Source organism: Halomonas cerina (assembly GCF_014192215.1).
In the GTDB taxonomy this organism is placed as follows: domain Bacteria; phylum Pseudomonadota; class Gammaproteobacteria; order Pseudomonadales; family Halomonadaceae; genus Halomonas; species Halomonas cerina.
The window spans coordinates 148,079-172,513 of record NZ_JACHXP010000001.1 but is presented as its reverse complement, the minus strand read 5'-3'; the positions used below and the strand labels follow the sequence as shown (position 1 = coordinate 172,513).

The 24,435-nt window shown below is 66.4% G+C and carries 26 protein-coding genes and 1 pseudogene; 8 read left to right on the top strand and 19 right to left on the bottom strand.

The features are described 5' to 3' along the window. Positions 1-126 precede the first annotated feature (126 nt). The 4 genes and pseudogenes from FHR94_RS00820 to FHR94_RS00805 all read right to left on the bottom strand — a co-directional run. Positions 127-345: pseudogene (locus FHR94_RS00820) on the bottom strand (transposase); the annotation flags it as partial. Positions 346-383: 38 nt separating this feature from the next. Beyond that, the gene (locus tag FHR94_RS00815; RefSeq protein WP_183323557.1) at positions 384-1,511 is read right to left on the bottom strand and encodes a DUF294 nucleotidyltransferase-like domain-containing protein; all 1,128 of its coding nucleotides are present in this window, start codon (positions 1,509-1,511) and stop codon (positions 384-386) included. 127 nt (positions 1,512-1,638) lie between these two features. Beyond that, positions 1,639-1,938 (bottom strand): HlyU family transcriptional regulator, encoded by a 300-nt coding sequence (locus FHR94_RS00810; protein WP_183323554.1) that lies wholly within the window; start codon positions 1,936-1,938, stop codon positions 1,639-1,641. A 48-nt stretch (positions 1,939-1,986) separates the two neighbouring features. Continuing rightward, complete coding sequence (locus tag FHR94_RS00805) at positions 1,987-3,207, bottom strand: argininosuccinate synthase (protein WP_183323552.1); 1,221 nt, start codon at positions 3,205-3,207, stop codon at positions 1,987-1,989. Between the two features lie 147 nt (positions 3,208-3,354). On the opposite strand from FHR94_RS00805, the gene rnt reads away from it, so the two are divergent. After that, complete coding sequence (rnt, locus tag FHR94_RS00800; RefSeq protein ID WP_183323550.1) at positions 3,355-4,020, top strand: ribonuclease T; 666 nt, start codon at positions 3,355-3,357, stop codon at positions 4,018-4,020. Positions 4,021-4,038: 18 nt separating this feature from the next. Here rnt and FHR94_RS00795 read toward each other — a convergent pair whose 3' ends face one another. After that, on the bottom strand, positions 4,039-4,668 hold the full coding sequence (locus tag FHR94_RS00795; RefSeq protein ID WP_183323548.1) for an HPF/RaiA family ribosome-associated protein: 630 nt from the start codon (positions 4,666-4,668) through the stop codon (positions 4,039-4,041). Positions 4,669-4,874: 206 nt separating this feature from the next. After that, positions 4,875-5,231 (bottom strand): Grx4 family monothiol glutaredoxin, encoded by a 357-nt coding sequence (locus FHR94_RS00790; protein WP_183323546.1) that lies wholly within the window; start codon positions 5,229-5,231, stop codon positions 4,875-4,877. Between the two features lie 158 nt (positions 5,232-5,389). Here FHR94_RS00790 and argF point away from each other — a divergent pair, with 158 nt between their 5' ends. From argF to FHR94_RS00775, 3 genes are all read left to right on the top strand, one after another. Continuing rightward, positions 5,390-6,310: an ornithine carbamoyltransferase gene (argF, locus tag FHR94_RS00785; protein WP_183323544.1), complete on the top strand. Its 921-nt coding sequence runs from the start codon at positions 5,390-5,392 to the stop codon at positions 6,308-6,310. A gap of 146 nt (positions 6,311-6,456) precedes the next feature. After that, on the top strand, positions 6,457-6,759 hold the full coding sequence (locus FHR94_RS00780; protein ID WP_183323542.1) for a hypothetical protein: 303 nt from the start codon (positions 6,457-6,459) through the stop codon (positions 6,757-6,759). Positions 6,760-6,853: 94 nt separating this feature from the next. Beyond that, on the top strand, positions 6,854-7,834 hold the full coding sequence (locus FHR94_RS00775; RefSeq protein ID WP_183323540.1) for a 2-hydroxyacid dehydrogenase: 981 nt from the start codon (positions 6,854-6,856) through the stop codon (positions 7,832-7,834). Positions 7,835-7,858: 24 nt separating this feature from the next. Here the strand turns inward: FHR94_RS00775 and FHR94_RS00770 are convergent, their stop codons facing one another. Then, positions 7,859-8,524: a TetR/AcrR family transcriptional regulator gene (locus tag FHR94_RS00770; protein WP_183323538.1), complete on the bottom strand. Its 666-nt coding sequence runs from the start codon at positions 8,522-8,524 to the stop codon at positions 7,859-7,861. 288 nt (positions 8,525-8,812) lie between these two features. On the opposite strand from FHR94_RS00770, the gene lexA reads away from it, so the two are divergent. Further along, on the top strand, positions 8,813-9,472 hold the full coding sequence (gene lexA / locus FHR94_RS00765) for a transcriptional repressor LexA (protein WP_183323536.1): 660 nt from the start codon (positions 8,813-8,815) through the stop codon (positions 9,470-9,472). A 64-nt stretch (positions 9,473-9,536) separates the two neighbouring features. Beyond that, on the top strand, positions 9,537-10,592 hold the full coding sequence (dinB, locus tag FHR94_RS00760) for a DNA polymerase IV (protein WP_183323534.1): 1,056 nt from the start codon (positions 9,537-9,539) through the stop codon (positions 10,590-10,592). Between the two features lie 103 nt (positions 10,593-10,695). Here the strand turns inward: dinB and FHR94_RS00755 are convergent, their stop codons facing one another. Next, positions 10,696-11,367 carry an energy-coupling factor ABC transporter permease gene (locus FHR94_RS00755; RefSeq protein ID WP_183323526.1) on the bottom strand — a complete coding sequence of 224 codons (672 nt, stop codon included), beginning with the start codon at positions 11,365-11,367 and terminating at the stop codon, positions 10,696-10,698. Between the two features lie 25 nt (positions 11,368-11,392). Further along, positions 11,393-12,247, bottom strand: coding sequence for a formyltetrahydrofolate deformylase (purU, locus tag FHR94_RS00750; protein WP_183323524.1), 855 nt, complete (start codon positions 12,245-12,247; stop codon positions 11,393-11,395). 257 nt (positions 12,248-12,504) lie between these two features. On the opposite strand from purU, the gene FHR94_RS00745 reads away from it, so the two are divergent. Next, on the top strand, positions 12,505-14,103 hold the full coding sequence (locus FHR94_RS00745) for a ribonuclease J (protein WP_183323955.1): 1,599 nt from the start codon (positions 12,505-12,507) through the stop codon (positions 14,101-14,103). A 208-nt stretch (positions 14,104-14,311) separates the two neighbouring features. Here FHR94_RS00745 and FHR94_RS00740 read toward each other — a convergent pair whose 3' ends face one another. The 7 genes from FHR94_RS00740 to mobA form a co-directional block, all read right to left on the bottom strand. Then, positions 14,312-14,602, bottom strand: a complete 291-nt coding sequence (locus FHR94_RS00740; RefSeq protein ID WP_183323522.1) for an H-NS family histone-like protein — start codon at positions 14,600-14,602, stop codon at positions 14,312-14,314. A gap of 157 nt (positions 14,603-14,759) precedes the next feature. After that, positions 14,760-15,752 (bottom strand): GTP 3',8-cyclase MoaA, encoded by a 993-nt coding sequence (gene moaA, locus FHR94_RS00735; protein ID WP_183323520.1) that lies wholly within the window; start codon positions 15,750-15,752, stop codon positions 14,760-14,762. Then, positions 15,749-16,204 (bottom strand): molybdopterin synthase catalytic subunit MoaE, encoded by a 456-nt coding sequence (gene moaE / locus FHR94_RS00730; RefSeq protein ID WP_183323518.1) that lies wholly within the window; start codon positions 16,202-16,204, stop codon positions 15,749-15,751. The genes moaA and moaE overlap by 4 nt, the downstream gene beginning before the upstream one ends. Before the next feature lie 3 nt (positions 16,205-16,207). Continuing rightward, positions 16,208-17,056 carry a cyclic pyranopterin monophosphate synthase MoaC gene (gene moaC, locus FHR94_RS00725; RefSeq protein WP_183323516.1) on the bottom strand — a complete coding sequence of 283 codons (849 nt, stop codon included), beginning with the start codon at positions 17,054-17,056 and terminating at the stop codon, positions 16,208-16,210. A 10-nt stretch (positions 17,057-17,066) separates the two neighbouring features. Then, positions 17,067-18,317 (bottom strand): molybdopterin molybdotransferase MoeA, encoded by a 1,251-nt coding sequence (moeA, locus tag FHR94_RS00720; protein WP_183323514.1) that lies wholly within the window; start codon positions 18,315-18,317, stop codon positions 17,067-17,069. Continuing rightward, positions 18,314-18,898 (bottom strand): molybdopterin-guanine dinucleotide biosynthesis protein B, encoded by a 585-nt coding sequence (mobB, locus tag FHR94_RS00715; RefSeq protein ID WP_183323512.1) that lies wholly within the window; start codon positions 18,896-18,898, stop codon positions 18,314-18,316. Before mobB ends, moeA begins: the two co-directional genes overlap by 4 nt. A 4-nt stretch (positions 18,899-18,902) precedes the next feature. Next, on the bottom strand, positions 18,903-19,550 hold the full coding sequence (gene mobA, locus FHR94_RS00710) for a molybdenum cofactor guanylyltransferase MobA (RefSeq protein WP_183323510.1): 648 nt from the start codon (positions 19,548-19,550) through the stop codon (positions 18,903-18,905). A 246-nt stretch (positions 19,551-19,796) separates the two neighbouring features. On the opposite strand from mobA, the gene FHR94_RS00705 reads away from it, so the two are divergent. Then, positions 19,797-20,384, top strand: a complete 588-nt coding sequence (locus FHR94_RS00705; protein WP_183323508.1) for a cupin domain-containing protein — start codon at positions 19,797-19,799, stop codon at positions 20,382-20,384. A gap of 75 nt (positions 20,385-20,459) precedes the next feature. On the opposite strand, the gene FHR94_RS00700 is transcribed toward FHR94_RS00705, so the two are convergent. The 3 genes from FHR94_RS00700 to upp all read right to left on the bottom strand — a co-directional run bounded on the left by FHR94_RS00700 (position 20,460) and on the right by upp (position 24,360). Next, positions 20,460-22,076 (bottom strand): hypothetical protein, encoded by a 1,617-nt coding sequence (locus tag FHR94_RS00700; protein ID WP_183323506.1) that lies wholly within the window; start codon positions 22,074-22,076, stop codon positions 20,460-20,462. Positions 22,077-22,265: 189 nt separating this feature from the next. Next, a complete protein-coding gene (locus FHR94_RS00695; RefSeq protein ID WP_183323504.1) occupies positions 22,266-23,507 on the bottom strand; it encodes a uracil-xanthine permease family protein in 1,242 nt (413 codons plus the stop codon). Positions 23,508-23,730: 223 nt separating this feature from the next. Continuing rightward, complete coding sequence (gene upp / locus FHR94_RS00690) at positions 23,731-24,360, bottom strand: uracil phosphoribosyltransferase (RefSeq protein ID WP_183323502.1); 630 nt, start codon at positions 24,358-24,360, stop codon at positions 23,731-23,733. Positions 24,361-24,435: the final 75 nt, after the last annotated feature.

The following is a 24,435-nucleotide window of genomic DNA, read 5'->3' as shown; positions in this document are numbered from 1 at the left end:
ATTCTGCGCAGCGAGTGGCTGGCAAAATCCCTTACTCCATGTGTGTAGGCTAGCTTAGCCCGGATATTTCACCAGCGCCGCGAGTGTGCCCTGCTGTGCGAGCAGGCCAGCCCTTCACGTTGGATGGCGGTCGCTGTGATGGATCAACCCGCTCTTGGGCTGCCGGCGACCCACGGCCATCTCCAAGGCGTCCAGTAAGAGCGGCGTGCGCATGTGGTCCGCCATCGCCCAGCCCACCAACTGCCGGTCATGGAGGTCGAGCACCGCCGCCAGATAGAGCCATCCTTCCAGTGTCCAGATCGCCGTGATATCGGCCACCCAGGCCTGATTCGGTTCCGCCACCGTACCGGCGGTTCAGTAGGTTCCCTGTTTGAATTCCACGCCTACTGCGTCTTTGCCTCCCTCACCAGCCGACGAATGATGCCCAGATCGTGACGTAGCAGCAGGCGCTGCGCCTCGTCCAGGCGGTCGAGATCCACCCAGCCGTCCGGGGCGCGCCCCTCCGCCAGGGCCCGGCGCTGGCTCTCGAGCAGCAGCGCCTGCAGACGCTCCAGGGCCGCGGTCAGCGTCCGGGCCTGGTCGGCCGTCAAGGCTTCTGCGAGCACCAGTGCCACCAGGCGCTCCCGGGTGGCCGATGACCGCACGCCATGGCGCAGCGCCAGCAGGCGCACCGCATTGACCAGTGGCAGCACACCCCCATGCTTGAGATCGAGGGCCCGCCCGTGGGGTGCCGCGGCGTCGCCGCTTCGCAGGCGCCCGAGGCGATCCAGCGCCACCGGCAGCTCGTTGAGCAGCGCTTCCATCTCATCCAGAAACAGGTGGGCTCGAGGCATCAGGGCGACCACCCGGTCGCGCAGGGTCTCGGCCAGGGTCTTGTCCCCGTACACCGGCTGGAAATCGAGCAGGATATTGGCCTGCTGCACCCGCTTGACCCGGCGCTCGGCGGTCCAGATCGCAAGCTGTGCGTCCCATTCACCGAGCCGCTTGCGCCACATGGGCCAGCGGGCCATGACATGCCCCGGACACAGCGGGATACCGGCATCGGCGAGACGCGCGGTGAAGCGCTCGCCGAGGGCCTGAAAGTAGCCGTCGATCTCGACATGCCGGGCATCCGGATAGTCGGCGATGATCATGGCATTGTCCTGATCCGGACCGAGCAGGCTCTCGTGACGCGCTGCCGACCCTAGGGTCAGCACGCAGAAGGCCACCGGCGGCTCGCCCCAGCCCCGACTACGCATCTCCTCCAGGCTGAGGGTGATCGCGCGGCGATAGAGCCAGTCGTTAAGGTCGCTGACCAGCTGGCTGATGCGCCAGGCCGGCAGGTCGAGGCGATCGAGCGCGTCGACCAGCGAGAGGCGCCAGGCATGCACATGGGCCAGGTCGGGCTCGGCCCCCAGGGCGGTCAGGGCTTGTTGCAGCGGCGAGAGCACCGGTGGCCAGGCCGTCGGGTCGGGCAGGCGGTCGCCAGCGAAGAGCTCACGCCAGGCCGAGGCGCGCTGCAGCAGCTTCATGGCCCCTCCGGGTCGACGCGGAACGGGGCCAGTGTACCGAGCCACCGGCAACCTGGCACGCCGGCCGGCCACAGACAGCGACGCCGGCCCATCAGGGCCGGCGTCGTCACGGTGATAGCCTTTCGGGTCAACGCGAAGCGAACATGTCGTCGCCCACCTCGTCGATGAAGCGCTGGGCCTTGCTGACCATCAACTGGTTGCAGGCTTCACGCCCCGGGACCATGTCGGAGCGCTCGAAGCGATGCTCGAGCGCCCCGCCTCCTTCCAGCGGCTTGCGGATCCAGCCACTGACCCGAAACTGGCCGCCCTCGTCGGCAGGCTCGGAGACGATCAGGTAGCCTTTGTACGCCACCGGCTCGGCGGCGAGAGCCTCCTCCGGCTTGTCTTCCCCACCACCGAATAGGCCAGACAGCAGTTTCTTCAGCATGGGCCCACCTCCTGGTGCAGAAAAGGGCCGGCTCGCGCCGGCCCGGTATCAATCCTGCTGACGGCCCTTGCCGGCGGCGATGCGCAGACGCAGGGCGTTGAGCTTGATGAAGCCCTCGGCATCCTTCTGGTCGTAGGCGCCGGCGTCGTCCTCGAAGGTGGCGATGGACTCGTCGAACAGCGAGGCGTCTGACTTGCGACCCGCCACGGTGGCGCTGCCCTTGTAGAGCTTCATGCGCACCACGCCGGAGACATTCTTCTGGGTCTCGTCGATGGCCGCCTGCAGCATGCGCCGCTCGGGGCTCCACCAGTAGCCGTTGTAGATCACCTCGGCGTATTTGGGCATCAGCTCGTCCTTGAGGTGGGCCTCCTCGCGGTCAAGAGTCAGCGACTCGATGGCGCGGTGGGCGCGCAGCATGATGGTGCCCCCCGGGGTCTCGTAACAGCCGCGTGACTTCATGCCCACATAGCGGTTCTCGACGATGTCGAGGCGGCCGATGCCGTTGTCGCCACCTATATGGTTGAGCTTCTCGAGCACCTCGTGGGGCCGCATTGGCACGCCGTCGATGGCCACGATGTCGCCCTTGTCATAGGTCAGTTCCACATAGGTGGGGGTATCCGGGGCTACCTCCGGCGCCACGCTCCAGCGCCACATGTCCTCTTCGGCCTCGACCCAGGGGTCCTCGAGGTTGCCGCCCTCATAGGAGATGTGCAGCAGGTTGGCGTCCATGGAGTAGGGGGACTTCTTCTTCTGGCTGGTGAAGTCCACCGGGATGTCGTGCTGCTGGCAGTAGGCCATCAGCTTCTCGCGGGAAGTCAGATCCCACTCGCGCCACGGCGCGATCACCTTGACGCCAGGCTTGAGCGCATAGGCCCCCAGTTCGAAGCGCACCTGATCGTTGCCCTTGCCGGTGGCGCCGTGGGAGATGGCGTCGGCGCCGGTCTGGTTGGCGATTTCGATCAGCCGCTTGGCGATCAGCGGGCGAGCGATGGAGGTGCCCAGCAGGTATTCGCCTTCATAGATCGTGTTGGCACGGAACATCGGATAGACGTAGTCGCGGACGAACTCCTCGCGCAGGTCCTCGATATAGATCTCCTTCACACCCAGCGCCTGCGCCTTGGCCCGCGCCGGCTCGACTTCCTCGCCCTGGCCGATGTCGGCGGTGAAGGTCACCACCTCGCAGTCGTAGGTTTCCTGCAACCACTTGACGATGACGGATGTGTCCAGGCCGCCAGAATAGGCGAGCACGACCTTCTTGACATCGGACATGCTGGGGGCTCCTCTAAGATGAACGTCACAAGCGGTTAATTATAGCGCGACGAGGGAGCAGCGAATACCGCGACGGGACGTGACGCGCCCGAGCTGGTAGACTCTCGCGGCTCGAGACGACCCGATGGCCCAGACAAGGAGGGGTGCATGAGCGAGGCGATCGCCCGCGAACTCATGGCGCAGCGATTCCGCAGCTTCCTGCCCGTGGTGGTGGACCTGGAAACCGGGGGCTTCAACCCGGAACGCGATGCGATCCTCGAGATCGCCGCCGTGACCCTGACCATGGACCCCGAAGGCAACCTGATCCCCGATGCCACCTATGCCTACCATGTGACCCCCTTCGAGGGCGCCAACGTGGAGCAGTCGGCACTGGACTTCACCGGCATCCGCCTCGACGACCCCTTGCGCCGCCAGGTAGCGATCGGCGAGGCCGAAGCCCTGGGCGAACTCTTCCGCCCGGTGCGCAAGGCGATCAAGGCCCACGGCTGCACACGGGCGGTACTGGTCGGCCACAACGCCGCCTTCGACCATGGCTTCTTGAACGCCGCTGTCGCTCGCTGCGGCATCAAGCGCAACCCCTTCCATCCCTTCTCCAGCTTCGATACGGCAAGCCTCGCCGGCCTGGTCTACGGCCAGACTGTGCTGGCGCGTGCCTGTCGAGCCGCCGGCATCGAATTCGACAACAGCGCCGCCCACTCGGCCCGCTACGACACCGAGCGCACCGCCGAGCTGTTCTGCGCCATGGTCAATCGCTACAAGGACCTGGGCGGTTGGAACCTGGCCCAGCGGGAGCAGGGGCTCAAGGAAGTCTGACGGCGCCGTGACAACGGTTCAGTCCCGCTGCCAGCCGGCCGGGGTGCCGAGATCGTCGTCATCGAGCTCGCGACCGCCCACCCCCGGCTTGTCGATGATCTGCACCGAGCTGGCCTGCCAGCCCTCCTCGCCCTCTTCGGGTTCGTAGCGGACCCGGGTACCGACCGTCAGTCGCGGGAAGTCGTTGTGCAGGACGGCATTACGGTGGAAGTAGATCTCTTCGCCGCTGAAATCCTTGAGGAAGCCGTAGCCCTCCTCGTCGAAGATCCGAACCACAGTGGCCTCCGGTGGGACCGACTCGGCATTGTGATGCACCACCTTGGCGCCGCGCTTGCCGGTTGCCTTCTTCAGCTGCTTTTCCATCGCCTCGAAAGCATCGCGGATGATGCGGCGCAGCTGGACATGGGGGTCGTTGACCTTGTCGGTCTTCTCCGCCACCAGTTCCCCGCGGGCCGGCAACGACAGCTGGATGAGGACGCGATGTGGGTTGCCGGTCTGGTGGGGATGCTGACTCCGCTCGACGAGCACCCGGCAGGATACGATGTCGTCGCTGATCTGCTCGAGCTTGGCCACCCGCGACTTGATGTAGTCGTCGATCCACTCACTGCCGTCAAGATGGTGATAGCTGATGTTCAATGGCACTTGCATGAACCACCTCCGGTTTCATCGACGATGAAGGAAGCGCACGAGCACGACACGCGCTTGTTAGGATGGTAGGAATGACAACACCTTGCAAAGCGCCCGATCAAGGAATCGGTATCAAAGCGTATCCGCCACATGGACCGGGCCGAACGCACGAGGCCCGCGAGCCGGGAGGGCGCGCGGGCCTCGAGAAGCCACGATCGGGCGAGGAATCAGGCGTCGCTGCCTTGCTCGCTCTCGTCGTCCTTGTGCTTGGCGGCGGTCTCCTTGATCAGGGTCTCGAGCTCGCCGTTCTGGTGCATCTCCATGACGATATCGCAGCCGCCGACCAGCTCACCCTCGACCCACAGCTGGGGGAAGGTCGGCCAGTTGGCAACCTTGGGCAGTTCGGCGCGGATGTCCGGGTTGTCCAGCACGTTGACGAAGGCGAAGCGCTCGCCGCAGGTCATCAGGGCCTGGACGGTCTGAGCGGAGAAACCGCACTGCGGTAGCTGGGGCGTGCCCTTCATGTAAATCAGGATGGGGTTCTCGCCGATCTGGCGCTGGATGTTCTCGACGGTGGTGCTCATGACGTCTCCTCTCGTTTCGCTGTGGGCCCACCGGCGATTAGGGAATACCCGAGTACGACGGTCGGCCTTGCTGATGAGGCCATTCTACTGATCACGGGCGCGTTGCGCATCCCCCGGTCGATGGCTAGGATGAGCGTTTTTGCTCATGGAGTAATGCCATGGCCGCCCGCCATTTCCTGACCCTGCTCGACCTGAGTCCGGAAGAGTTGCGCTACCTGATCCAGCGCGGCATCTCGATCAAGAACGGCCTCAAGACCCATGGCCCGACCTACACCCCGTTTACCAACCGCACCCTGGCGATGATCTTCGAGAAGTCCTCGACCCGCACCCGGGTCTCCTTCGAGACCGCCATGGCGCAGTTCGGCGGCCATGCGTTGTTCCTCTCGCCCCGCGACACCCAGCTGGGTCGCGGCGAGCCGATCGGTGACACCGCCCGGGTACTGTCGGAGATGGTCGACGCGGTGATGATCCGCACCTTCTCCCACGCCGACCTCGAAGAGTTCGCCACGGCCAGCGCGGTGCCGGTGATCAATGCCCTGACCGACGACTACCATCCCTGCCAGTTGCTGGCCGACGTGATGACCTGGACGGAACGACGCGGCAGCGTACGCGGACGCACCGCGGTGTGGCTCGGCGACGGCAACAACATGTGCCACTCCTGGATCAATGCCGCCCGCCAGTTCGATTTCCGGCTGCGTATCTGCTGTCCCGAGGGTTACGAGCCTCGCCAGGACATCCTCGACGCCGCCGGCGATCGCGTCACCCTGCACCGTGACCCCACGGAGGCCGTCACCGGGGCCGACCTGGTCACCACCGATGTCTGGGCCTCCATGGGCCAGGAAGAGGAACAGGCAAAACGCGAGGCGGCCTTCACCGGCCTGCAGGTTACCGAGGCTCTGCTCGACCGGGCCGCCGACGACGTGCTGTTCCTGCACTGCCTGCCGGCCCATCGCGGCGAGGAGATCAGCGAGACCCTGCTCGACGATCCGCGTGCGGTGGTCTGGCAGGAGGCCGGCAACCGTCTGCACGCCCAGAAGGCCCTGCTCGAGTTCCTGCTGCTGGGACGCGTGGAGGCGTGATCCCCGGCCGTGGTCCGTGCCGAGGGATCGCGGCCCACTCTCCTCGGCTTCGGCTCGGCCTCGGCCACCTGCGACCTTGGTCGAACACAACCAAGGTTGTATACTGTGGGGCAGCCCACCTTGTCACAAGGAGCCCTGCCCGTCGAATGATCCTATCTACGTCCCACTCCGCCATGCAGCGCAGCCTGCGCCAGTGCCTTTCCCACATGACCGCCCAGCTCTACCGCCAGGGCCATGTCCTCGAGACGGTCACCATCCCCCATCGCGGCCTGGAGCCGGCGACCCTGCGAGCGCTGAGCGAGGCCTCCCACGACTGGGCGATCTGCCAGCGCACCCTGGAAGCCAGCGACGCCGCGACCTGGAACCCCCAGCAGCGCTTCGTGCTCACCGACCTCGGCCGGGACCTGCTGTTCGACATGTTCGGGGAAGGGGCGGCCGACTGCGCCTGATCGCCTGGCGATGAGAAGAGCGTGACGGTCAGGACAGACGACACGGCATTCCCCAGAGCCGGGGTCATGCCCTTGCAGAACTGGAGCCGAACTAATGAAGAAGTGCATCCTGGTCCATGGCCGCTTGACGGACGAGCAGTTGGCCACGCTGTCACGTGATTTCGACATCGAGGTCTTCACCGGCACCGCCCTGGCGGAAGACCCCGCCTTCCAGGCCGCTCTGCCGAGGGCCCACGGCCTGATCGGCACCGGCCTGACCATCACCCCCGCGTTGCTCGACGCGGCCCCCCTACTGGAGGTGATGGCCACCATCTCGGTGGGTTACGACCACTATCCTGTCGACGAGTTGACGCGGCGTGGCATCCTCCTCTGCCATACCCCCGACGTGCTCACCGAGACCACGGCGGACACCGCCTTCGCCCTGATCCTGGCGGCGGCCCGCCGCGTCGTCGAACTGGCTGACTTCGTCAGGCGTGGCGACTGGCAGGCCAGCATCGGCGAGGCACAGTTCGGCACCAATGTCCACGGCAAGACACTGGGCATGATCGGTTTCGGTCGTATCGGTGCGGCCGTGGCGCGCCGTGGTGCCCTCGGCTTCGGCATGCGCGTGCGCTACGCCAACGCCTCCCCGAAACCCGCCCTCGAGCGCGAGCTAGGAGCCGAGCGACGCGACCTCGACACCCTGCTCGCCGAGTCGGACTTCATCTGCGTGACCGTGCCCCTCACCCCCGAGACCGAGCACCTGGTCGGCGCCCGAGAATTCGGCCTGATGAAACCCTCGGCGATCTTCGTCAACATCGCCCGCGGCCGGATCGTCTGCGAGGCGGCCCTGATCGCGGCCCTGGAAAAAGGCCAGATCCGCGCCGCCGGGCTCGATGTCTTCGAGCAGGAGCCGCTGTCACCGGAGTCTCCCCTGCCCCACATGCCCAACGTGGTCGCCCTGCCGCATATCGGCTCCGCCACCCGCGAGACCCGCGATGCCATGGCACAACGCGCGGTGGAGAACATCACCCGGGCGCTCAAGGGCCAGCAGCCCCTCAACCTGGTCAACGAATCCGCCTGGCGATCTGCCTGACCGACGGCCCTTCGAGCGCGGGCCTCAGCCCACCTCGACCCGGGGCATCGCCACAGGAGGCAGTGGTGCGCTCATGGCCGAGACCACCACGGGCCGCAGACGCTGCACCAGGTCACGCACCGTGACATGTTCGCCGTAATCCTTCTCGGCGATGTCACGCAGGGCATCCAGCCCCGAGAGGGTGAAGATCACCGTGCCCAAGATGAAATGCAGCCGCCAGAAGCGCTCGACATCAGGCAGCTCCGGGGTGGCTCGGCGCACCAGTTCGGTGAAGCGGGAGAAGACCCCGCCATACTCCTCCTCGATATAGCGCCGCAGGTGGCCCTGGGTCTGGCTGTAGCCAAGCCCCAGCAAGCGCATGAATACCTTCAGGCTGTTGCGCTCTCCTGGCACCTCCAGCACGCACTGCGCCATGGCCTCCAGCAGGATCTCCAGGGGCACGGTCCCATCCGGATAGCGGCCCTCGAGTTCGTCCAAGGCCTTGTGAAAGCGCTCGGTGAAGGGGTCCAGGTAACGGGCGAAGACCGCCTGGATCAGTGACTTCTTGGAACCGAAGTGGTAATTCACCGCCGCCAGATTGACATTGGCCTTGCTGGTGATGTTGCGCAACGAGGTCTCGGCGAAGCCATGTTCGGCGAACAGCACCTCGGCGGTATTCAAGATGCGGGTGACGGTATCGGGCTGTGCCATGCAAGGGCCCCGGTTAGAAACAATTGTTTGAATATCTCTGAAGTGTACGATAAACAAGGGATCGTCTCAATCCACCTGATGGGCACGCGTTTGAATCCGGTCCTTTCCGTGACACGCTGTCCTGGCCATCCTGAAGCGTTACCCTTGCGAGAAGCGCCGCCGGCGCTTTTACTGGATGGAAGATCATGCTGTATACTTTATCAACCATGGCGCGCCTGGCAGGCCGCCTCTCCCCCTAGCCGATCGCGGTGGCGCTGCTTCGCCACCCACCGCCGTCCCGGAGGTTGCATGAGTCGCCCCCTTACGCCACGCCAGCAGAATGTCTTCGATTTCATCGTCAAGACCATGAACGAGCTGGGATACCCGCCGACCCGGGCCGAGATCTCCCGGGCGCTGGGCTTCAAGTCCCCTAACGCCGCCGAGGAGCACCTGAGGGCACTGGAGCGCAAGGGCGTGATCAAGGTAATCCGCGGCACCTCCCGTGGCATCCGCCTGGCGGCCCAGGAACCGGAGGCCGCGGCAGGGGAAGCGGCTCGGGACGAGCCACAGCCGGGCCTGCCGATCATCGGCGAGGTGGCCGCCGGCAGCCCGATCCTGGCTGCCGAGCATATCGACCGCTACTGCCCGCTGCCGCCGGAGTACTTCACCCCCCGCGCCGACTACCTGCTGCGGGTGCGGGGGCTTTCCATGAAGGACATCGGCATCCTCGAGGGGGACCTGCTCGCCGTGCACCGCACCGAGCGGGTTCGCGACGGCCAGGTCGTGGTAGCCCGCCTGGAAGATGATGTCACCGTGAAGCGCTTCCAGCGTCGGGGCCATAGCGTGACCCTGATCGCCGAGAACGCGGAGTTCGCGCCGATCGTGGTGGACCTGCGCCACCAGGTGCTGGAGATCGAGGGGATCGGGGTGGGGGTGATACGCGGTGGTAACGGCCAGGCGCTGGCCTGACGCGTCGAGCCTGGTCGTGCCCGGCCTTCGCTCGCCAGTGTCAGGAAGTGCTTGAAAGTCTGCCATGAGCCGCCAGCGAAAGATCCTTCACGCCGACTGTGACGCCTTCTTCGCCGCGGTGGAGATGCGCGACAACCCCGTGCTGCGGGACATCCCGCTAGCCATCGGCCGCTCTCGGGAGCGACGTGGGGTGATCGCTACCTGCAACTACCCCGCCCGGGTCTACGGCATCCACTCCGCCATGCCCACCGCCCGAGCGCTGCGCCTCTGCCCTCACCTCACCCTGCTGCCCGGCGACTTCGAGAAATATCGCGATGTCTCCCGTCAGATCCAGGCGACCTTCCGTGAGCTCACCCCCCGGGTCGAGCCGTTGTCGCTGGACGAAGCCTTCCTCGACGTGACCGACGTCGAAGGCTTTCGCGGCAGCGCCACCTGGATGGCCGAGTGGCTCAAGCAGGAATGCCTGGTCCGCACCGGCATCACCGTCTCGGTGGGCGTCGCGCCGGCCAAGTTCCTGGCCAAGATCGCCAGCGACTGGGACAAGCCCGACGGCCTCACCGTGATCCCGCCCGAGCGGGTCGATGCCTTCGTGAGTGCGCTGCCGGTCAGCAAGCTCCACGGCGTCGGCCCGGCCACCGGCGCCCGTCTCGACGCACTGGGCATCGCCACCTGCGCCGACCTGCGTGCCCTGCCGCTGGAGCGGCTGCTGGACGAGTTCGGCAAGTTCGGCAGGCGCCTCTACGAGCTTTGCCGGGGCATCGACGAGCGGCCGGTGCGGGTGACACGCGAGCGCAAGTCGGTCAGCGTGGAGTCGACCTTCGACCGCGACCTCCCGAACCTCGCCAACGCCCGCTCGGCCCTAGGGCCGCTGTGCGAGAAGCTCGAGAGCCGACTGGCCCGCCAGGGCCACCCCCCCCTGGCGGGACTGTTCATCAAGGTTCGCTTCGACGACTTCAGCCTCACCACCCTCGAGAGCCGCGGCCTCGCCCCCTCACCGGCAAACTACGGCCGGCTGCTGGAACAGGCCTGGGCCCGCGCCCATCGCCCGGTGCGTCTGCTCGGGGTCGGGGTGCGCCTGCTCCCCGAGGAAGCCCGGCAGCAGCTGGTGTTGCCGCTGTAAGCGCCCAGCGCCCAGCGCCCAGCGCCCAGGCAGAATAAGAGCCAAGCGGCCAAGTATATGCCCGTCTCTGAACTACTGGGCGTTTGTAGCTCGGCGCTGGGCGCTATTTGGTATCGATATAGCGGTGGTCGTTGAAGGTGGCGACCCAGTGCGGGTGGTAGACCAGCAGGATGCTCATCAGCATGCCGGTGATGAACGCCTCGGAAGGCATCAGCAGGGGCAGGAAGCGGGCGTATTCCATGGCCTGGTACATGGCATGGGCGTCGCTGGCACCCAGGGCCATCAGGCCAACCGCGGCGAGGCCTGCGCCCAGGGTCGCCAGGGCCGAGCCGAAGAAGCAGGCCACGAAGAGGAACACCATCAGGTTGTCCGGTAGCCGCCGATCGACCAGTCGCCACACCAGGCCCATGACCAGCGCCGGCACGATCCCCGTGACCAGCAGGTTCACCCCCCAAAGCGGCCAGGCCACTCGGCCGATCCCCACCATGGCCAGGTTCACCGCGGCGATCGAGAGCAGCGCCAGCGGCGCCTTGAAGACCAGGGTTAGCAGCGCGGTGAACATCAAATGCAGGGTCAGCCAGTCCACCGCCTGGGCGCGTAGCTGCCACATCAGCAACACCATCAGCGTGGCGGCGAGCCAGCGATGCTGCAGGGCGTGATCCTCGAGCAACAGGATCCAGGGGCGTCGGCTCAGCGCCAGTCCAACGAACAACAGCGAGATGGCCGTGCACAGCCACATCAGCCAGGGGGCCAGGACCAGTTCGGAAAACGACATGAGGCCTCCGGTTTAGGCGGCCCGCTCAGGCAAACACGACGGTCTTGTTGCCGTGGATCAGCACTCGGTCCTCGAGGTGCCAGCGCAGTCCACGGGCCAGGACCGCCTTCTCGACATCGCGACCGAAGCGCACCAGGTCATCGGGCGTGTGGCAATGGCTGACCCGATGGATGTCCTGTTCGATGATCGGCCCGGCATCCAGTTCCTCGGTGACGTAATGGCAGGTCGCGCCGATCAGCTTGACGCCCCGCTGGTAGGCCTGGTGATAAGGCTTCGCCCCGGCGAAAGAGGGCAGGAAGCTGTGGTGGATATTGATCACCTGGCCGGCATAGCGCTCGCAAAGGGCCGGGGGTAGGATCTGCATGTAGCGGGCCAGGACGATGCAGTCGGCGCCGGTGACGTCCACCAGCTGCTCGACCTGCGCGAAGGCCTGCGGCTTCGTGTCGGGGATGACCGGCACGTGGTGGTAGGGAATGTCGTGCCACTCTGCCAGGCCGCGCATGTCGTCGTGGTTGGAGATGACCGCAGCGATCTCGCAGTCCAGCTCGCCGGCCGTCCAGCGGTAGAGCAGGTCCACCAGGCAATGCGTCTCTCGGGAGACCATCAGCACCACACGCCGCCGCTCGCGGGTGTCGTGGAGACTCCACGTCATGTCGAATTCCCGCGCCAGCGGCGCGAAGGCCTCGCGCAACTCCCCCGCGCCCATGCCGAGGGAATCCGCCAGGATCTCGTAGCGCATGAAGAAGCGGCCGGTAGCCAGGTCGGAATGCTGGCTGGCCTCGGTGATGGAGCCGCCATGGCCGGCGATAAAGCCCGAGACCCGGGCGACGATACCGACCCGATCGGGGCAGGAAATCACCAGTCGATAGTAATGAGACATCGGTTGTCCGTGGATAGCAGCAAGAAGGCTCGAGCCCCGTATTGTAACGAAATCGGCGGCGCCCGACAGGGCCGGTAGCCTGGCGCGTTGTGACGCCACCGGGGCATCCCGTATAGTGACGGTCACTGCATGATCAGTGCTCCATCCGCCCATCGCTCGGTGATCGCTTTTCGATGTCACAGACCCGTGTCCAGATCCGTCCCCGCCGCCGCCCACCTCTGCATTTCCTGCCGCTGGGAGGCTGTGGCGAGATCGGCATGAACCTGAACCTCTACGGCCATGCTGACGACTGGATCGCCGTGGACTGTGGCATGATGATTCGCCAAGACCTGCCCGACAATCCGCTTCAGGTACCCGACCTGACCACCCTGAACACGCTCGGGATCATGCCCCGCGCCTTGATCATCACCCACGGCCATGAGGACCATATCGGCGCCGTGGCCTGGCTGTGGCCCAACTGGGACTGCCCGATCCATGCCACGCCGCTGGCAGCCGGCTTGCTGCGCGCCAAGTTCCTCGAACGGGGCCTCACCACCGAGGCCATCCGGGTGATCGAACCCGGTGAGGCCCTGGAGACCGGCCCCTTCACCCTGCGCTATCTGCCACTCACCCACTCGATCCCCGAGAGCTGTGCGCTGCTGATCGCCGCCGGCGAGCACCGGGTGCTGCACACCGGTGACTGGAAGCTGGACCCCGAACCCTTGATCGGCCCGCCCATCTCCGCCGCCACGTTCCGTGCCATCGCCCCGGTGGACCTGGTGGTCGGTGACTCCACCAACGCCCCGCTGCCAGGCCATTCACGCAGTGAGGGCGAGGTCGCCCATGCCTTGGTGACGGCCATCAACCACTGCGAGGGTCGAGTGGTGGTGAGCTGTTTCGCCAGCAACCTGGCACGGGTGCTGGCCATCGGCCGTGCGGCCCGACGCTGCGGCCGGCGGGTCAGCCTGATGGGGCGCTCGATGGAGCGCATGGTAGGCGTGGCCCGCGGGCTTGGCTACCTCGACGATCTGCCGCCGCTCGTGCCGGTCACCGACCTCGGCTACCTGCCACCGGAGGAGGTGCTGGTGATCGCCACCGGCAGCCAGGGGGAACCCCGGGCGGCCCTGTCGCGGCTCTCTCGCGGCCGCCATCCGCACTTCGAACTGACCCGGGGCGACACGGTGATCTTCTCCGCCAAGGCGATTCCCGGCAATGAGCGGCTGATCGAGCGGCTCAAGCGTGGCCTGGCTCGCTTCGAGGTGACGCTGATGGACGAGTTCAACCACCCCGAGTTGCATGCCTCGGGGCACCCTGCCCAGGACGAGCTCAGAACCTTCTACGGCTGGGTCCGGCCGCGCCGGCTGCTGCCGGTGCATGGCGAACCCCGTCATCAGCAGGCCCATCAGGCCCTGGCCCGGGAGATGGGCATCGCGGCACCGCTGGCGCCAATGGATGGCGATCTGATTCGCCTGGATGGCGACGGCCTGAGGCTGGAGTCCCGCCACCCCCAGTCGCCTTGCATTGTCAGCCAGGATGCCGTGGCGCCCCTGCCCGGCCTCGGCGGCGCGGCGAATCGGTCACGGCACGGCCGCCTTCATCTCGCGGTATCGGTGGCCGCCACTGAGCATGGCTGGACGCGCATCGGTCGCCTGATGCTCGATGCCAGTCAAGCCAGCCCCCTGGACGAGACCGCTTTCGCCGAGTGGCTCGACGACTGCCTGGAAGAGATCGAGACGGACTCGCTAGTAGGCCTGCGTCATGCCCTGCAGCCGAGAATCCTGGCCTGGTTCGCAGATCATCTGCACCGGGTACCGGAAATCCACCTGCAGCTGCTGGCGGTCGAGACGGAAAGGGTGGGCAGCTCAGTGAAGCCTTGACCGTGACCTCGTGAAGGTCACGGTGCTGGTTTCAGGGCGTGACGACCATAGAAAAAAAAGTGATCGAGGGAGCGCGGCTGGCCATGCCGTTACCTCCCGGGGCGGTTGTCCTCGCGCGGAAGACAGTCAGCGTACTGATCCGGTTCCCACGCAACTTTGTACCCCCGCTGGTCGCCTTGAGACCAGCAGGACGATACCGTCATCCCCCTTACCCTTGGCTTTCACTCTTGGGCGGACGGCCACGCTTGCGTTTGGGTTGCTCGGATACCAGATCATCCAGGGACAGGCCCGCCTCGTTGATCTGCTCGCGAATCTCGGCCAGCTTGCGCGCCTTGGCTTCCTCTTCCTGCTGACGCTGGACTTCTTCGTCCTTCTTCTGCGCGATGACCTCGTCGATCACCTCGGCGAGCTTGTGCAGCTGCTCGGTGCTGAGCTGACGGGCGGCAGCGCGTGCGACGTTCTTGTTCCGGGCGATACGCTCCAGGGTTTCGCTGGACATTAGCCCCCTCCAATCCGGGTGTTGAATGATGGCATGAATCGAATGGTCACGTCGAAAGTATATGCACCCTCGACCAATTGGCAAGAAAAGTTGGCATGAAAAAGCGCAGAAAGGGGCGAAAACCCGAAGAGAGAAAGCAGGAAAAAGGCCGGCGGACTTACCCGCCGGTCATGTTCATGAAGCGCACCACCTGGACATCCCCATCGGTAGTGAAGTGGTGCCGCTCGGGCTTGAGAGGCATAGCCCGCACGATGGCTTGCTTGAGTGCCTCGAGATCGCCAGGATAGCGCCGCAACACGGCGCGGAGGTCGACGGAATGCTCGTTGCCGAGACACAGCAGCAACCGCCCTTCCACCGTCACGCGCACGCGATTGCAGCTGGCGCAGAAGTTATGGCTGTGGGGGGAGATGAAGCCCACTCGACTGGTGCTATCGGGCATCCGGAAGTAACGCGAGGGCCCCGGCGTGGTCTCAGGGGTCGGCACCAGGTCATGTCGGGTCTCGATGATCGCCTGTACCTCATCACTGGAACAGAAGGTCTCGTCGCGGCGGTGATCGGAGACATCGCCAAGCGGCATCTCCTCGATGAAGCTGATATCGAGCCCCTCGCGGCGGGCGAAGTCCACCAGATCGAGCACCTCATCGTCGTTGCGTCCTTTGAGAATCACCGCGTTCAGCTTGATCCGCGCGAACCCGGCGGCCTTCGCCGCGCGGATCCCGTCGATGACCCGGTCGAGATCACCGGTCCGGGTCAGACGTCGGAAGCGTTCCGGATCCAGGGAGTCGAGGCTGATGTTGAGACGCTTGAGGCCTGCCTCGCGTAGACGATCGGCGTACTTGGGCAGGCTCGCGCCGTTGGTGGTCATGGCGAAGTCGTTGAGCCCGGGCAGTGTGCCGATGTCCTCGACCAAGCGATCGATATCCCGGCGTACCAGGGGTTCGCCCCCGGTGAGACGGATCTTCTCCACCCCCATCTCGGTAAAGGCGCGAGCCACCATGCCCAGCTCTTCCAGGGTCAGGACCTGGGCACGCGGCAGGAAGGTCATCGTCTCGCTCATGCAGTAGACGCAGCGGAAATCGCAGCGGTCCGTGACCGAGATCCTCACGTAATTCACGCGCCGGCCGAAATCGTCGATCAGCTCGTCGGTCATGTCGGTGTCTCCCAGCGGCGGGCATCCTGATGGTCACCAGCGCGCTCGGCGACCCAGTAATCCCCATTGGCGGTGTGCTCCTTCTTCCAGAAGGGCGCACGCGTCTTCAGGTAATCCATGATGAAGTCGCAGGCCTCGAAGGCGGCTCGGCGATGGGCACTGGCGACCACTACCAGTACGATAGGGTCTCCCGGGGTGAGGCGTCCAACCCGGTGGATCACGCTCACCCCCAGCAGTGGCCAGCGGGATTCGGCCTCGTCGACGATCGTTTGCAGCGCCGACTCGGTCATGCCCGGATAGTGCTCGAGAGTCAGGGCACGGACCTCGGGACGCTCATTGAAGTCCCTGACCAGGCCGGTGAAGGTGACCACCGCTCCGATGTCGGTGCGCCCCGCCGTCAGCGCCTCCTGCTCGGCGCCGACATCGAAGGCCTCCTGCTGCACGCGGATCATGCGTTATCCTCCGGTCACCGGCGGAAAGAAGGCCACCTCGTCGTCGCTGGTCAGCGGCGTGGCATCGCCGGCCATCACCTGATTGACGGCACACAGCACCCGCCCCCGGTCGAGGCCCTCGAAGCGCTCATCCATGGCCTTCAGCGCCGTCTTGAGCCCGGCCACGTCGCTGCTGGGCAGTCGATCGAAGGGCACCGAGATTTCTCCGACGCCGAGTCGTTCACGCAGTTCCGCGAGGCACTTGACCCGGATGCAGGGGGCAGCGATATCGCAGCGTGGCCCCAGCGAGACCTCGCCGGCCGCTCCCTCGCCGGTAACGATGGGGGACGTGGCGGTGTCGCCGATCAGGGGGGCGGTTGCCCCCTGCAGGCGGTGATCGTCTTGGCGGGCATAGTCGCCGGACTTGCCGCCGGTCTTGGTATCGAGGTGGATGCGACCGATCTCCATCGACTTGTCGACGGCCTTGCACATGTCGTAGAGGGTCAGGCACGCCACCGAGACAGCGGTAAGCGCTTCCATCTCCACGCCGGTACGCCCGGTCAGCCGACAGGTGGCCAGGACCTGCAGGCAGCTTTCCGCCTCGTCCAGGTGGAAGTCGATGGCTACCTTGGAGAGCGCCAGGGCATGGCAGAGCGGGATCAGCTCGTGGGTGCGCTTGGCGGCCTGGATACCGGCAATGCGCGCCGTGGCCAGCACATCGCCCTTGGGCAGCCCTCCCTCGGCCAGCAAGGCCAGGGTCGCCGATTGCATGTAGATCACGCCGGAGGCGGTGGCCTCCCGCTGGCTCTCCGGCTTGTCGCCGACATCCACCATATGGGCTTCGCCACGGGCGTTGAGGTGTGTCAGGGTCATGGGTCAGGTCTCAGGACAATCGATGAAGAGGGTGGATGCTCACCGCCTCGCCGGGGACAGCGCCCTCGCGGTCGTCGGTAAGCTCGATCAGGCAATTGGCGGCCACCATGGAGGAGAGGATACCCGACCCCTGGGCCCCGGTGCTGCGCACATGGAGGCGCCCATCGGGCCCGGCATGATAGATCCCCCGCAGGAAGTCGGTACGCCCCTGGCGACTCTTGAGCGTCTCGTCGGTCACGGCGGTGAGCGGAGCGGGCCGGTAGGCCCTGCCCTGCAGCCGGTCGAGCAGCGGGACCACGAACTGCAGGAAGGTGACCATCACCGCCACGGGGTTGCCGGGCAGCCCCAAGAAGGGGACCTGGCGCGCACCCAGCTGACCGCAGGCCAGGGGCCGGCCGGGACGGATGGCGATGCGCCAGAAGGCCAGGCGGCCGACCTCCTCCAGGGCCGCTCGAGTGAAGTCGGCATGCCCGACCGACACGCCGCCACTACTGACCACCAGGTCGGCTCGGTCGGCGGCCTCGCGCAGCGCGACGACCAGGGCATCGTGGGCATCGGGCAGGATGCCGAGGTCCAGCACCTCGACTCCCTGCTCGGTCAGCAGCCCGGCGAGGGTATAGCGATTGGCGTCATAGATACCGGCCGGCGGCAAGGCCTCGCCAGGGGCGGTGACTTCGTCGCCGGTGGAGAACACCGCTACCCGCGGTCGGCGATGCACGAAGGCCCCGGCCACGCCCAGCGAAGCCAGCAGGCCCAGCTCGGCCGCCCCAAGCCGGGTGCCGGCGGCCAGTGCCGTCTCGCCCCGGGCGAGGTCCTCACCGGCCTGGCGCACATGCTGGCCATGCCGCACCCGCTCGGGATGCTCCACGCGCACCGCATCGCCCACCTCGACCAGTTGCTCACGCATGATCACGGTGTCGGCCCCGGGCGGCAGTGGCGCCCCGGTGGTAATGCGCACGCACGCGCCGGCGGCGAGGGGGGTATCACGCTGCCGGCCGGCCAGGACCTCCCCCGCCACCGGCCAGACCGAGGGGACCTCCCCCGCCACCGGCCAGGCCAGGGCGATGCCATCCATGGCGGCATTGGTGTTCTGCGGCACGTCGATGGCCGAGACCACCGGCTCGGCCAGCACGCGTCCATGGAGGGCGGCCAGGGGCACAGGCTCCACGGGCAGCGCGTGCCTCACCAGATCGGCCAGCGCCTCGCGGGCCTCGACCACCGTGAGCATGCGCTCACCGAGCTCGAAGCAGGAAAGCGTCATGCGCAGCCCTCCTCTCGCCGCCTCGCCTCGTCTGCCCAACGCGCCGGCCAGGCGGCGATCCAGTCCGTGAGGGCGTCGAGGTCATTGAGGTCCAGGGTCGCGACGCCCGAGGGCAGATCGAGGGCGGCGTCGCTTGCCACCGCGCGGACCCAGGGGTCCTCGGCCACGCGCAGCGACTTGCCCACGGCGGGGCGGTAAAGTTCGAGCTTGGGCAGCGGCCAGGCCTTGAAGCCCTCCACCAGGATGAGGTCGGGATGCTGGGGTCGTACCATGTCGATCAGCTCGGCCAGGTCGGCCTCCTCACGGCCGGGCGTCTCCATCATCAGCGCCACCCGAGCGCGGGAGGCGACCAGCATCGGCGAAGCGCCGGCCTGGCGCAGGCGATGGCTGTCCTTGCCCGGCTGGTCGACGTCGAAGGCATGGTGAGCGTGTTTAATCACCGCTACCCGCAGGCCGCGCTCACCGAGCCGCGGCAGCAGCTGTTCCAGCAGGGTGGTCTTGCCGGTACCGCTCCAGGCGGCGATCCCCAGTAGTGGCAGATCATCGTCGAGCGGCAGGGTTGCCGGCACGCAGTCGCTCATCGGGTCAGGGACTCCTTGTTTCTGCACGAGCCGAGGGCTCCTTTCCTCCGCGGGCTGAGGGCTCCTCGCTCAAGGCGCGCTCCAGGCGGCGCTTCTCGTCGTCGGTGTTGAGGTTGGCGAAGGCCTCGGGGCAGTCGGAGACGTCCACGTCGGCCCAGCCATGACGGGCGTACCAGCGATCGATCTTGCGCTCCCCCGCCGCCAGGGCCGCGGCCAGGTCATCGGCCAGCGAGGTGCGGATCAGGGCCACCACCGGGTGGTGACGCTCGCCGTCGAAGGCCACGGCGATGGCGTGATCGTCGATGCCGACCACCAGTCGATCGACCAGGTCCCGGGGCAGCGCCGGGCTGTCGCAGGGCACCACCACCACCCAGGGAGTCGTCGCCGCACGCAACCCGCTGTAGATGCCCATCAGCGGCCCCTGGTAGCCGGCCTCGGCGTCCTCGATCACCCGGTCGGCCAGCTCGGCGTAGGCATCGAGGTGGCGGTTGGCATTGATCAGCACCTCGGCGACGGCGCCCCGGAGCCGGTCGACGGCATGGGTCACCAGGGGCCGGCCAGCGAAGGGCTCGAGGCCCTTGTCGCGCCCGCCCATACGGCGTCCCTGGCCACCGGCGAGCACCAGGCCGGTGAGATCGTCTCGGGAAATCATGACCGCTCCTGTCACGTATTCATCATGTCTGGCCAACATGATGCCTGAGCCCTGCCACGGGTGCCATGGCCTCACGCGACCGTCATACCGCCTGCTGACCCGGGTCAAGGCAGCAGAGGGAAGAGGCCTTATCGGCGACACCGGCAGCGGGTATGATGTGTCAAGGATTTCGCACACCTGCATGCGCAGGGTGTCGTTCACACCGCACCACCGTGTAACCTTCCATCAGGCCCGGAGACACACCAGATGACCGACGAGGGTTTCGATGTCGGAGGGCGCCTGCGTCAGCTGCGGCTGGCACGCGGCCTCTCGCAACGTGAACTCGCCAAGCGCGCCAGGGTGACCAACAGCACCGTCTCGCTGATCGAGCAGAACAGCGTCAGCCCCTCGGTCAGCTCGTTGAAGAAGATCCTCGACGCCCTGCCGGTCTCGATCAGTGCCTTCTTCGCCGGCGAGGAGACCAGCCACCCCCGTCCCTTCTATCGCGCCTCGGAACTGACCGAGATCGGCGACGGCAAGCTGTCCTGGCGACTGGTGGCGGCCCGACGCCCCGACCGGCGCATGTCGATACTCCATGAGCGCTATCCCCCCGGCGCCGACAGCGGCGCGGAGATGCTCGAGCATGACGGCGAGGAAGGCGGTGTGGTGATCGCGGGGCAGATCGAGATCACCGTGAACGGCGAGGTGGGGATGCTGGGCGCAGGCGATGCCTACTACTTCGACTCCCGCCTGCCCCACCGCTTCCGCAATCCCGGGACCGAGGAGTGCGTGATCGTCAGCGCCAGCACCCCGCCGACCTTCTCCGACGCGGGCCAGGAACTGCCTCACGCCTGACAGGGTCTGGTCGCAGCCATCCGCGGTGAATGACCTTTAGGAGCCCAGCCGGCGCCGGGTTCGGCCGCATGCCGCTCACATCTTGCCCATTGCGTTCCTGGCTTCCTCAATTTCGGGACCGTCGGACTCCGCGGCGGTGGTTTCCAGCAGCATGCCGTAATACTCCCGCGCGACGCCTTCATCCCCTGCAGCGGACGCCGCCCGTGCTGCGCCAAGGAGGGTCCGGTAGCGCCCGGGCCACACCTCCTGCGACGACCGGAAGGCCTCGAGCGCTTCGCCCGACCGGTCCAGCTCAAGCAGCAATTCGCCCAAGGCCTCGCGGGGAGGCAGGAGGGCACCGGGGGTCACCGGGTGCTTTTCCATCGTATCTTCCAGTTTCGCTGCTTGCTTGAGTAGTGCCACGGCCTCGTCATCACGGCCGTCCTCTCGGGCAATGTGCCCGGCCAGGAGCAGCCGGTCGATCTCGATATAGTTGGCGAAACCGCTTTCACCCGCGGATTCGGAGCTGTCGCGCAATGCTGCCAGCTGGGCCTCGGCCTCGCGCGCCTGCTCCAGCTGGCCCTGGTACGCCGCGCCCAGTCCGCGCGCGGTCCAGGACAGCGCCTCCGGCCAGGCGAAGTTATCCCAGGGTATCTCTGTCGGCGTTCTGGGCTCGATGGCCGCCGCGCGCTCCCAATCGCGACGTTCCACCGCGAAGCGCGCCGGCATCGCCGCCAAGTGAAAGGCGGAGATGAAGCTGGGCTGATAGCCCTGCCTGGCCAAGACCTCGTCCAGTACACCGCGGGCTTTGCCGTCCTCGCCGCGCTGTAGGTGGGCATAGACCAGGTAATCCGCGGCATGGGGATAATGGTGCGAAACATGGTCGCCGGCGGGATGCTCGAGCGCGGCTTCGGCCGAGCGCTGGTTCCACTCGATCACTTCCGGCCAGTTCCCCAGCCTCACGAAGATATGGGTGGGCATGTGCAGCGCATGGGGCACGCTGGGCGCGATGTCGCTGTAGGCGCGCACCACATCCAGATTCTCGCCGGCACGGGCGTCGATGTCGTTGGCATGAATCAGGTAGTGGATCGCGCCCGGGTGGGTGGGCGATTCCTCGTGGACGGCCAGCGCCGCTCGTGCGCCCTCGGCGTTATAGGCGGCCCGGTCATCGGCTGTCTGGCCCACGGCGATACGCGACAGCGCGTAGAAGACGCCAATCTCCCGGTCGTCGGGGTGGTTCTCATGTGCCGATTCCAGGGCATCGGCCCACCGGCCGATGCGCGTCCACCAGTCCGCGTCCGGGTCCTCGAAGAAGGCCTCGGCGGCCGCCAGGAGCGCTTTTTCGCGATCGGTCTCCACACCGATGTCGCGGGCCCGTTGCAGCGCTTCGCGGCCCCGCTCCAGTTCGTCAGCGCTGGGGCGCGTGGGCCAGAGTGGCTGGTACAGGGTCTGGGCGATGCCCCAATGGGCCATGGCGCAGTCGGATTCCTCGGCGGCGATGCGCTCGAAGGCCTCGCGCGCCTGGGCGTACATCATGTGATGCAGCATGGCCACGGCGCGGTCGAAGTCCTCGCCCACCTCCGCGGTGCAGGAAGCCCGGAAGTCCACGTCTCCAAGGCCGGTCCCGGCGGCTTCCTTCGCGTCGGTGGCGCTAGCAGATGCCATCGCCAACCCCGCCACCGCACCGGCAAAAACACGGGTAGCGCGTTGCACAAATCGTCTCTCTATTGTCATATCAACCCTCACTTTCTGTTATAAGCGTTATAAGGAGGTTCTGATCTAACAAAGTATAGATGCTGTGCTCGGCCTGGCTACTTGCAAGCGCGGGCTCTCCAGCGAGACCCCCATGCTCACCGCCGAGCCGAGGGACTCCACCAGATACGATGACTTGTGCATAGACACTTACTCCTCCTCGGCGCGAGGCAGCACCCAGTTGAGCAGAATACCAACCAGGGCGGCGAGGCTGACGCCCTGCAGGGTGAACTGGCCGTTGCCGAACTGCATGCCACCGATGCCGAAGACCAGCACCAGGGAGACCACCACCAGGTTGCGCGGCGCGGTGAGCGGCTTGCCGGCGCGTACCAGGGTATTCATGCCCACTACCGCGATGGAGCCGAACAGCAGGGTCATGATGCCGCCCATCACCGGACCGGGGATGGTCTGCAGCAGGGCACCGAGCTTGCCGACAAAGGCCAGCACGATGGCGATACCCGCCGCGACCACCATGATCTTTGGGTTGAAGGCGCGGGTCAGGGTGACGGCGCCGGTGACCTCGGAGTAGGTGGTGTTGGGCGGGCCACCGACGAAGGCCGCGGCGGTGGTGGCCAGGCCATCGCCCAGCAGGGTGCGGTGTAGACCGGGCTTTTCCAGGTAGTTCTTCCGCGTGACCGAGCCGATGGCGATCATGTCGCCGATATGCTCCACCGCCGGGGCGATGGCCACCGGGATCATGAACAGGATCGCCGCCCAGTGAAAGCTCGGCGCGGTGAAGGCCGGCAGAGATAACCAGGCGGCCTCGTGCACCGGCGTAAAGTCGACCACCCCCATCAGCAGCGCCAGGGCATAGCCGGTGACGATGCCGCCCATGATCGGGATCAGGCGGATTAGGCCGCGGCCGAACACCGCCAGCACCAGGGTCACCAGCAGGCTCGTCATGGACAGGAAGATGGCCGGACCGTAGCCGATGGTATCGCTGGTCTCACCGGTGGCCATGTCCACCGCCACCGGCGCCAGCGCCAGGCCGATCACCATGATCACCGGCCCCACCACCACCGGGGGCAGCAGGCGATGCAGCCAGCCGGTGCCCTTGAGGCGCACCAGCTGCGAGATCGCCACATAGACCAGGCCCGCCGCCATCAGCCCGCCCAGGGTGGCCGGAATGCCGAAGCTCGCCACCGAGCCCTGGATCGGGGCGATGAAGGCAAACGACGAGGCCAGAAATACCGGCACGCTGACCCGGGTCACGCCATGAAACACCAGGGTGCCGATGCCGGCGGTGAACAGTGCCACACTGGGGTCGAGGCCTGTCAGCAACGGCACCAGCACCAGGGCGCCGAAGGCCACGAACAGCATCTGGGCGCCGGTCAACAGGGTACGCAGCAATGAGTCGGTCGGCATCGATGGGGCCGCCGCTTGATCGCTCATGAGAGCCTCTCCGTCGTGAAGGTTGAGTGTTTCAGCCGTGCAGAAAAACGCCCCTGGACCGCGCATCGCAGGGGCGAAAATTTTGGTCCTTTGCAGATCAGCGTGAACCGTTCCACGTAGGCCTGGGGAGGCGCCTGGGTCGGGCGATGCGCTGGCGCTTATCGCCCCTACGCATTCGCCCGGGATCAGGGACGGCTCACACCAGATTGCGAAGATCGAAAACTCAGCGGGTACCGAAGATCTTGTCACCCGCGTCGCCGAGCCCGGGGACGATATAGCCGTGCGCGTCCAGGTGGTCATCCACTGCCGCGGTGTAGAGTTCGATGTCCGGATAGGACGCCTGGACGCGCTCGATACCCTCGGGCGCCGCCACCAGCACGATCACCTTCATGTGCCGGCAGCCGCGCTCGCGGAGCATGTCCAGGGTGGCGACCATGGTACCGCCGGTGGCGAGCATGGGATCGATCACGATGGCCATCCGCTCGTCGAGATCCCCCGCGAATTTGGCGAAGTAGGGCACCGGCTCGAGGGTCTCCTCGTTGCGGTAGAGGCCGACCACGCTGATGCGGGCACTGGGAATCAGGTCGGTGACGCCATCGAGCATGCCGAGGCCGGCGCGCAGGATCGGCACGATGGTCACCTTCTTTCCCTTGAGTTGCTGCACCGGGATGGACGACCCGCTCCAGCCCTGGATCTCGTGGGTCTCGAGCTCCAGGTCCTGAGTCGCCTCGTAGGTCAGCAGCTTGGCCACTTCGCCGGCCAGCTCACGGAAACTCTTGGTACTGATATCCGCTTCGCGCATCAGCCCCAGTTTGTGCTGGACCAGGGGATGCCGGATGGCATGGACGCTCATGGGGTGACCTCTTCGGCGGCGGTGGGGACGATGTGACTTTCGCCGAATGGACGGCATCGACAAAATTGCGTGCCA

What these genes read in the sequence shown, in the direction of transcription:
- FHR94_RS00770 (WP_183323538.1), bottom strand. Translation starts at nt 8,524, where the DNA reads ATGGCACAGCCCGATACCGTCACCCGCATCTTGAATACCGCCGAGGTG.
- FHR94_RS00740 (WP_183323522.1), bottom strand. Translation starts at nt 14,602, where the DNA reads ATGTCCAGCGAAACCCTGGAGCGTATCGCCCGGAACAAGAACGTCGCA.
- FHR94_RS00695 (WP_183323504.1), bottom strand. Translation starts at nt 23,507, where the DNA reads ATGAGCGATCAAGCGGCGGCCCCATCGATGCCGACCGACTCATTGCTG.
- lexA (WP_183323536.1), top strand. Translation starts at nt 8,813, where the DNA reads ATGAGTCGCCCCCTTACGCCACGCCAGCAGAATGTCTTCGATTTCATC.
- moaE (WP_183323518.1), bottom strand. Translation starts at nt 16,204, where the DNA reads ATGATCCGCGTGCAGCAGGAGGCCTTCGATGTCGGCGCCGAGCAGGAG.
- mobB (WP_183323512.1), bottom strand. Translation starts at nt 18,898, where the DNA reads ATGAGCGACTGCGTGCCGGCAACCCTGCCGCTCGACGATGATCTGCCA.
- upp (WP_183323502.1), bottom strand. Translation starts at nt 24,360, where the DNA reads ATGAGCGTCCATGCCATCCGGCATCCCCTGGTCCAGCACAAACTGGGG.
- FHR94_RS00790 (WP_183323546.1), bottom strand. Translation starts at nt 5,231, where the DNA reads ATGAGCACCACCGTCGAGAACATCCAGCGCCAGATCGGCGAGAACCCC.
- rnt (WP_183323550.1), top strand. Translation starts at nt 3,355, where the DNA reads ATGAGCGAGGCGATCGCCCGCGAACTCATGGCGCAGCGATTCCGCAGC.
- FHR94_RS00775 (WP_183323540.1), top strand. Translation starts at nt 6,854, where the DNA reads ATGAAGAAGTGCATCCTGGTCCATGGCCGCTTGACGGACGAGCAGTTG.
- FHR94_RS00705 (WP_183323508.1), top strand. Translation starts at nt 19,797, where the DNA reads ATGACCGACGAGGGTTTCGATGTCGGAGGGCGCCTGCGTCAGCTGCGG.
- FHR94_RS00810 (WP_183323554.1), bottom strand. Translation starts at nt 1,938, where the DNA reads ATGCTGAAGAAACTGCTGTCTGGCCTATTCGGTGGTGGGGAAGACAAG.
- dinB (WP_183323534.1), top strand. Translation starts at nt 9,537, where the DNA reads ATGAGCCGCCAGCGAAAGATCCTTCACGCCGACTGTGACGCCTTCTTC.
- purU (WP_183323524.1), bottom strand. Translation starts at nt 12,247, where the DNA reads ATGTCTCATTACTATCGACTGGTGATTTCCTGCCCCGATCGGGTCGGT.
- FHR94_RS00795 (WP_183323548.1), bottom strand. Translation starts at nt 4,668, where the DNA reads ATGCAAGTGCCATTGAACATCAGCTATCACCATCTTGACGGCAGTGAG.
- FHR94_RS00745 (WP_183323955.1), top strand. Translation starts at nt 12,505, where the DNA reads ATGAACCTGAACCTCTACGGCCATGCTGACGACTGGATCGCCGTGGAC.
- moaA (WP_183323520.1), bottom strand. Translation starts at nt 15,752, where the DNA reads ATGACCGACGAGCTGATCGACGATTTCGGCCGGCGCGTGAATTACGTG.
- mobA (WP_183323510.1), bottom strand. Translation starts at nt 19,550, where the DNA reads ATGATTTCCCGAGACGATCTCACCGGCCTGGTGCTCGCCGGTGGCCAG.
- FHR94_RS00780 (WP_183323542.1), top strand. Translation starts at nt 6,457, where the DNA reads ATGATCCTATCTACGTCCCACTCCGCCATGCAGCGCAGCCTGCGCCAG.
- FHR94_RS00815 (WP_183323557.1), bottom strand. Translation starts at nt 1,511, where the DNA reads ATGAAGCTGCTGCAGCGCGCCTCGGCCTGGCGTGAGCTCTTCGCTGGC.
- FHR94_RS00755 (WP_183323526.1), bottom strand. Translation starts at nt 11,367, where the DNA reads ATGTCGTTTTCCGAACTGGTCCTGGCCCCCTGGCTGATGTGGCTGTGC.
- argF (WP_183323544.1), top strand. Translation starts at nt 5,390, where the DNA reads ATGGCCGCCCGCCATTTCCTGACCCTGCTCGACCTGAGTCCGGAAGAG.
- moaC (WP_183323516.1), bottom strand. Translation starts at nt 17,056, where the DNA reads ATGACCCTGACACACCTCAACGCCCGTGGCGAAGCCCATATGGTGGAT.
- FHR94_RS00805 (WP_183323552.1), bottom strand. Translation starts at nt 3,207, where the DNA reads ATGTCCGATGTCAAGAAGGTCGTGCTCGCCTATTCTGGCGGCCTGGAC.
- moeA (WP_183323514.1), bottom strand. Translation starts at nt 18,317, where the DNA reads ATGACGCTTTCCTGCTTCGAGCTCGGTGAGCGCATGCTCACGGTGGTC.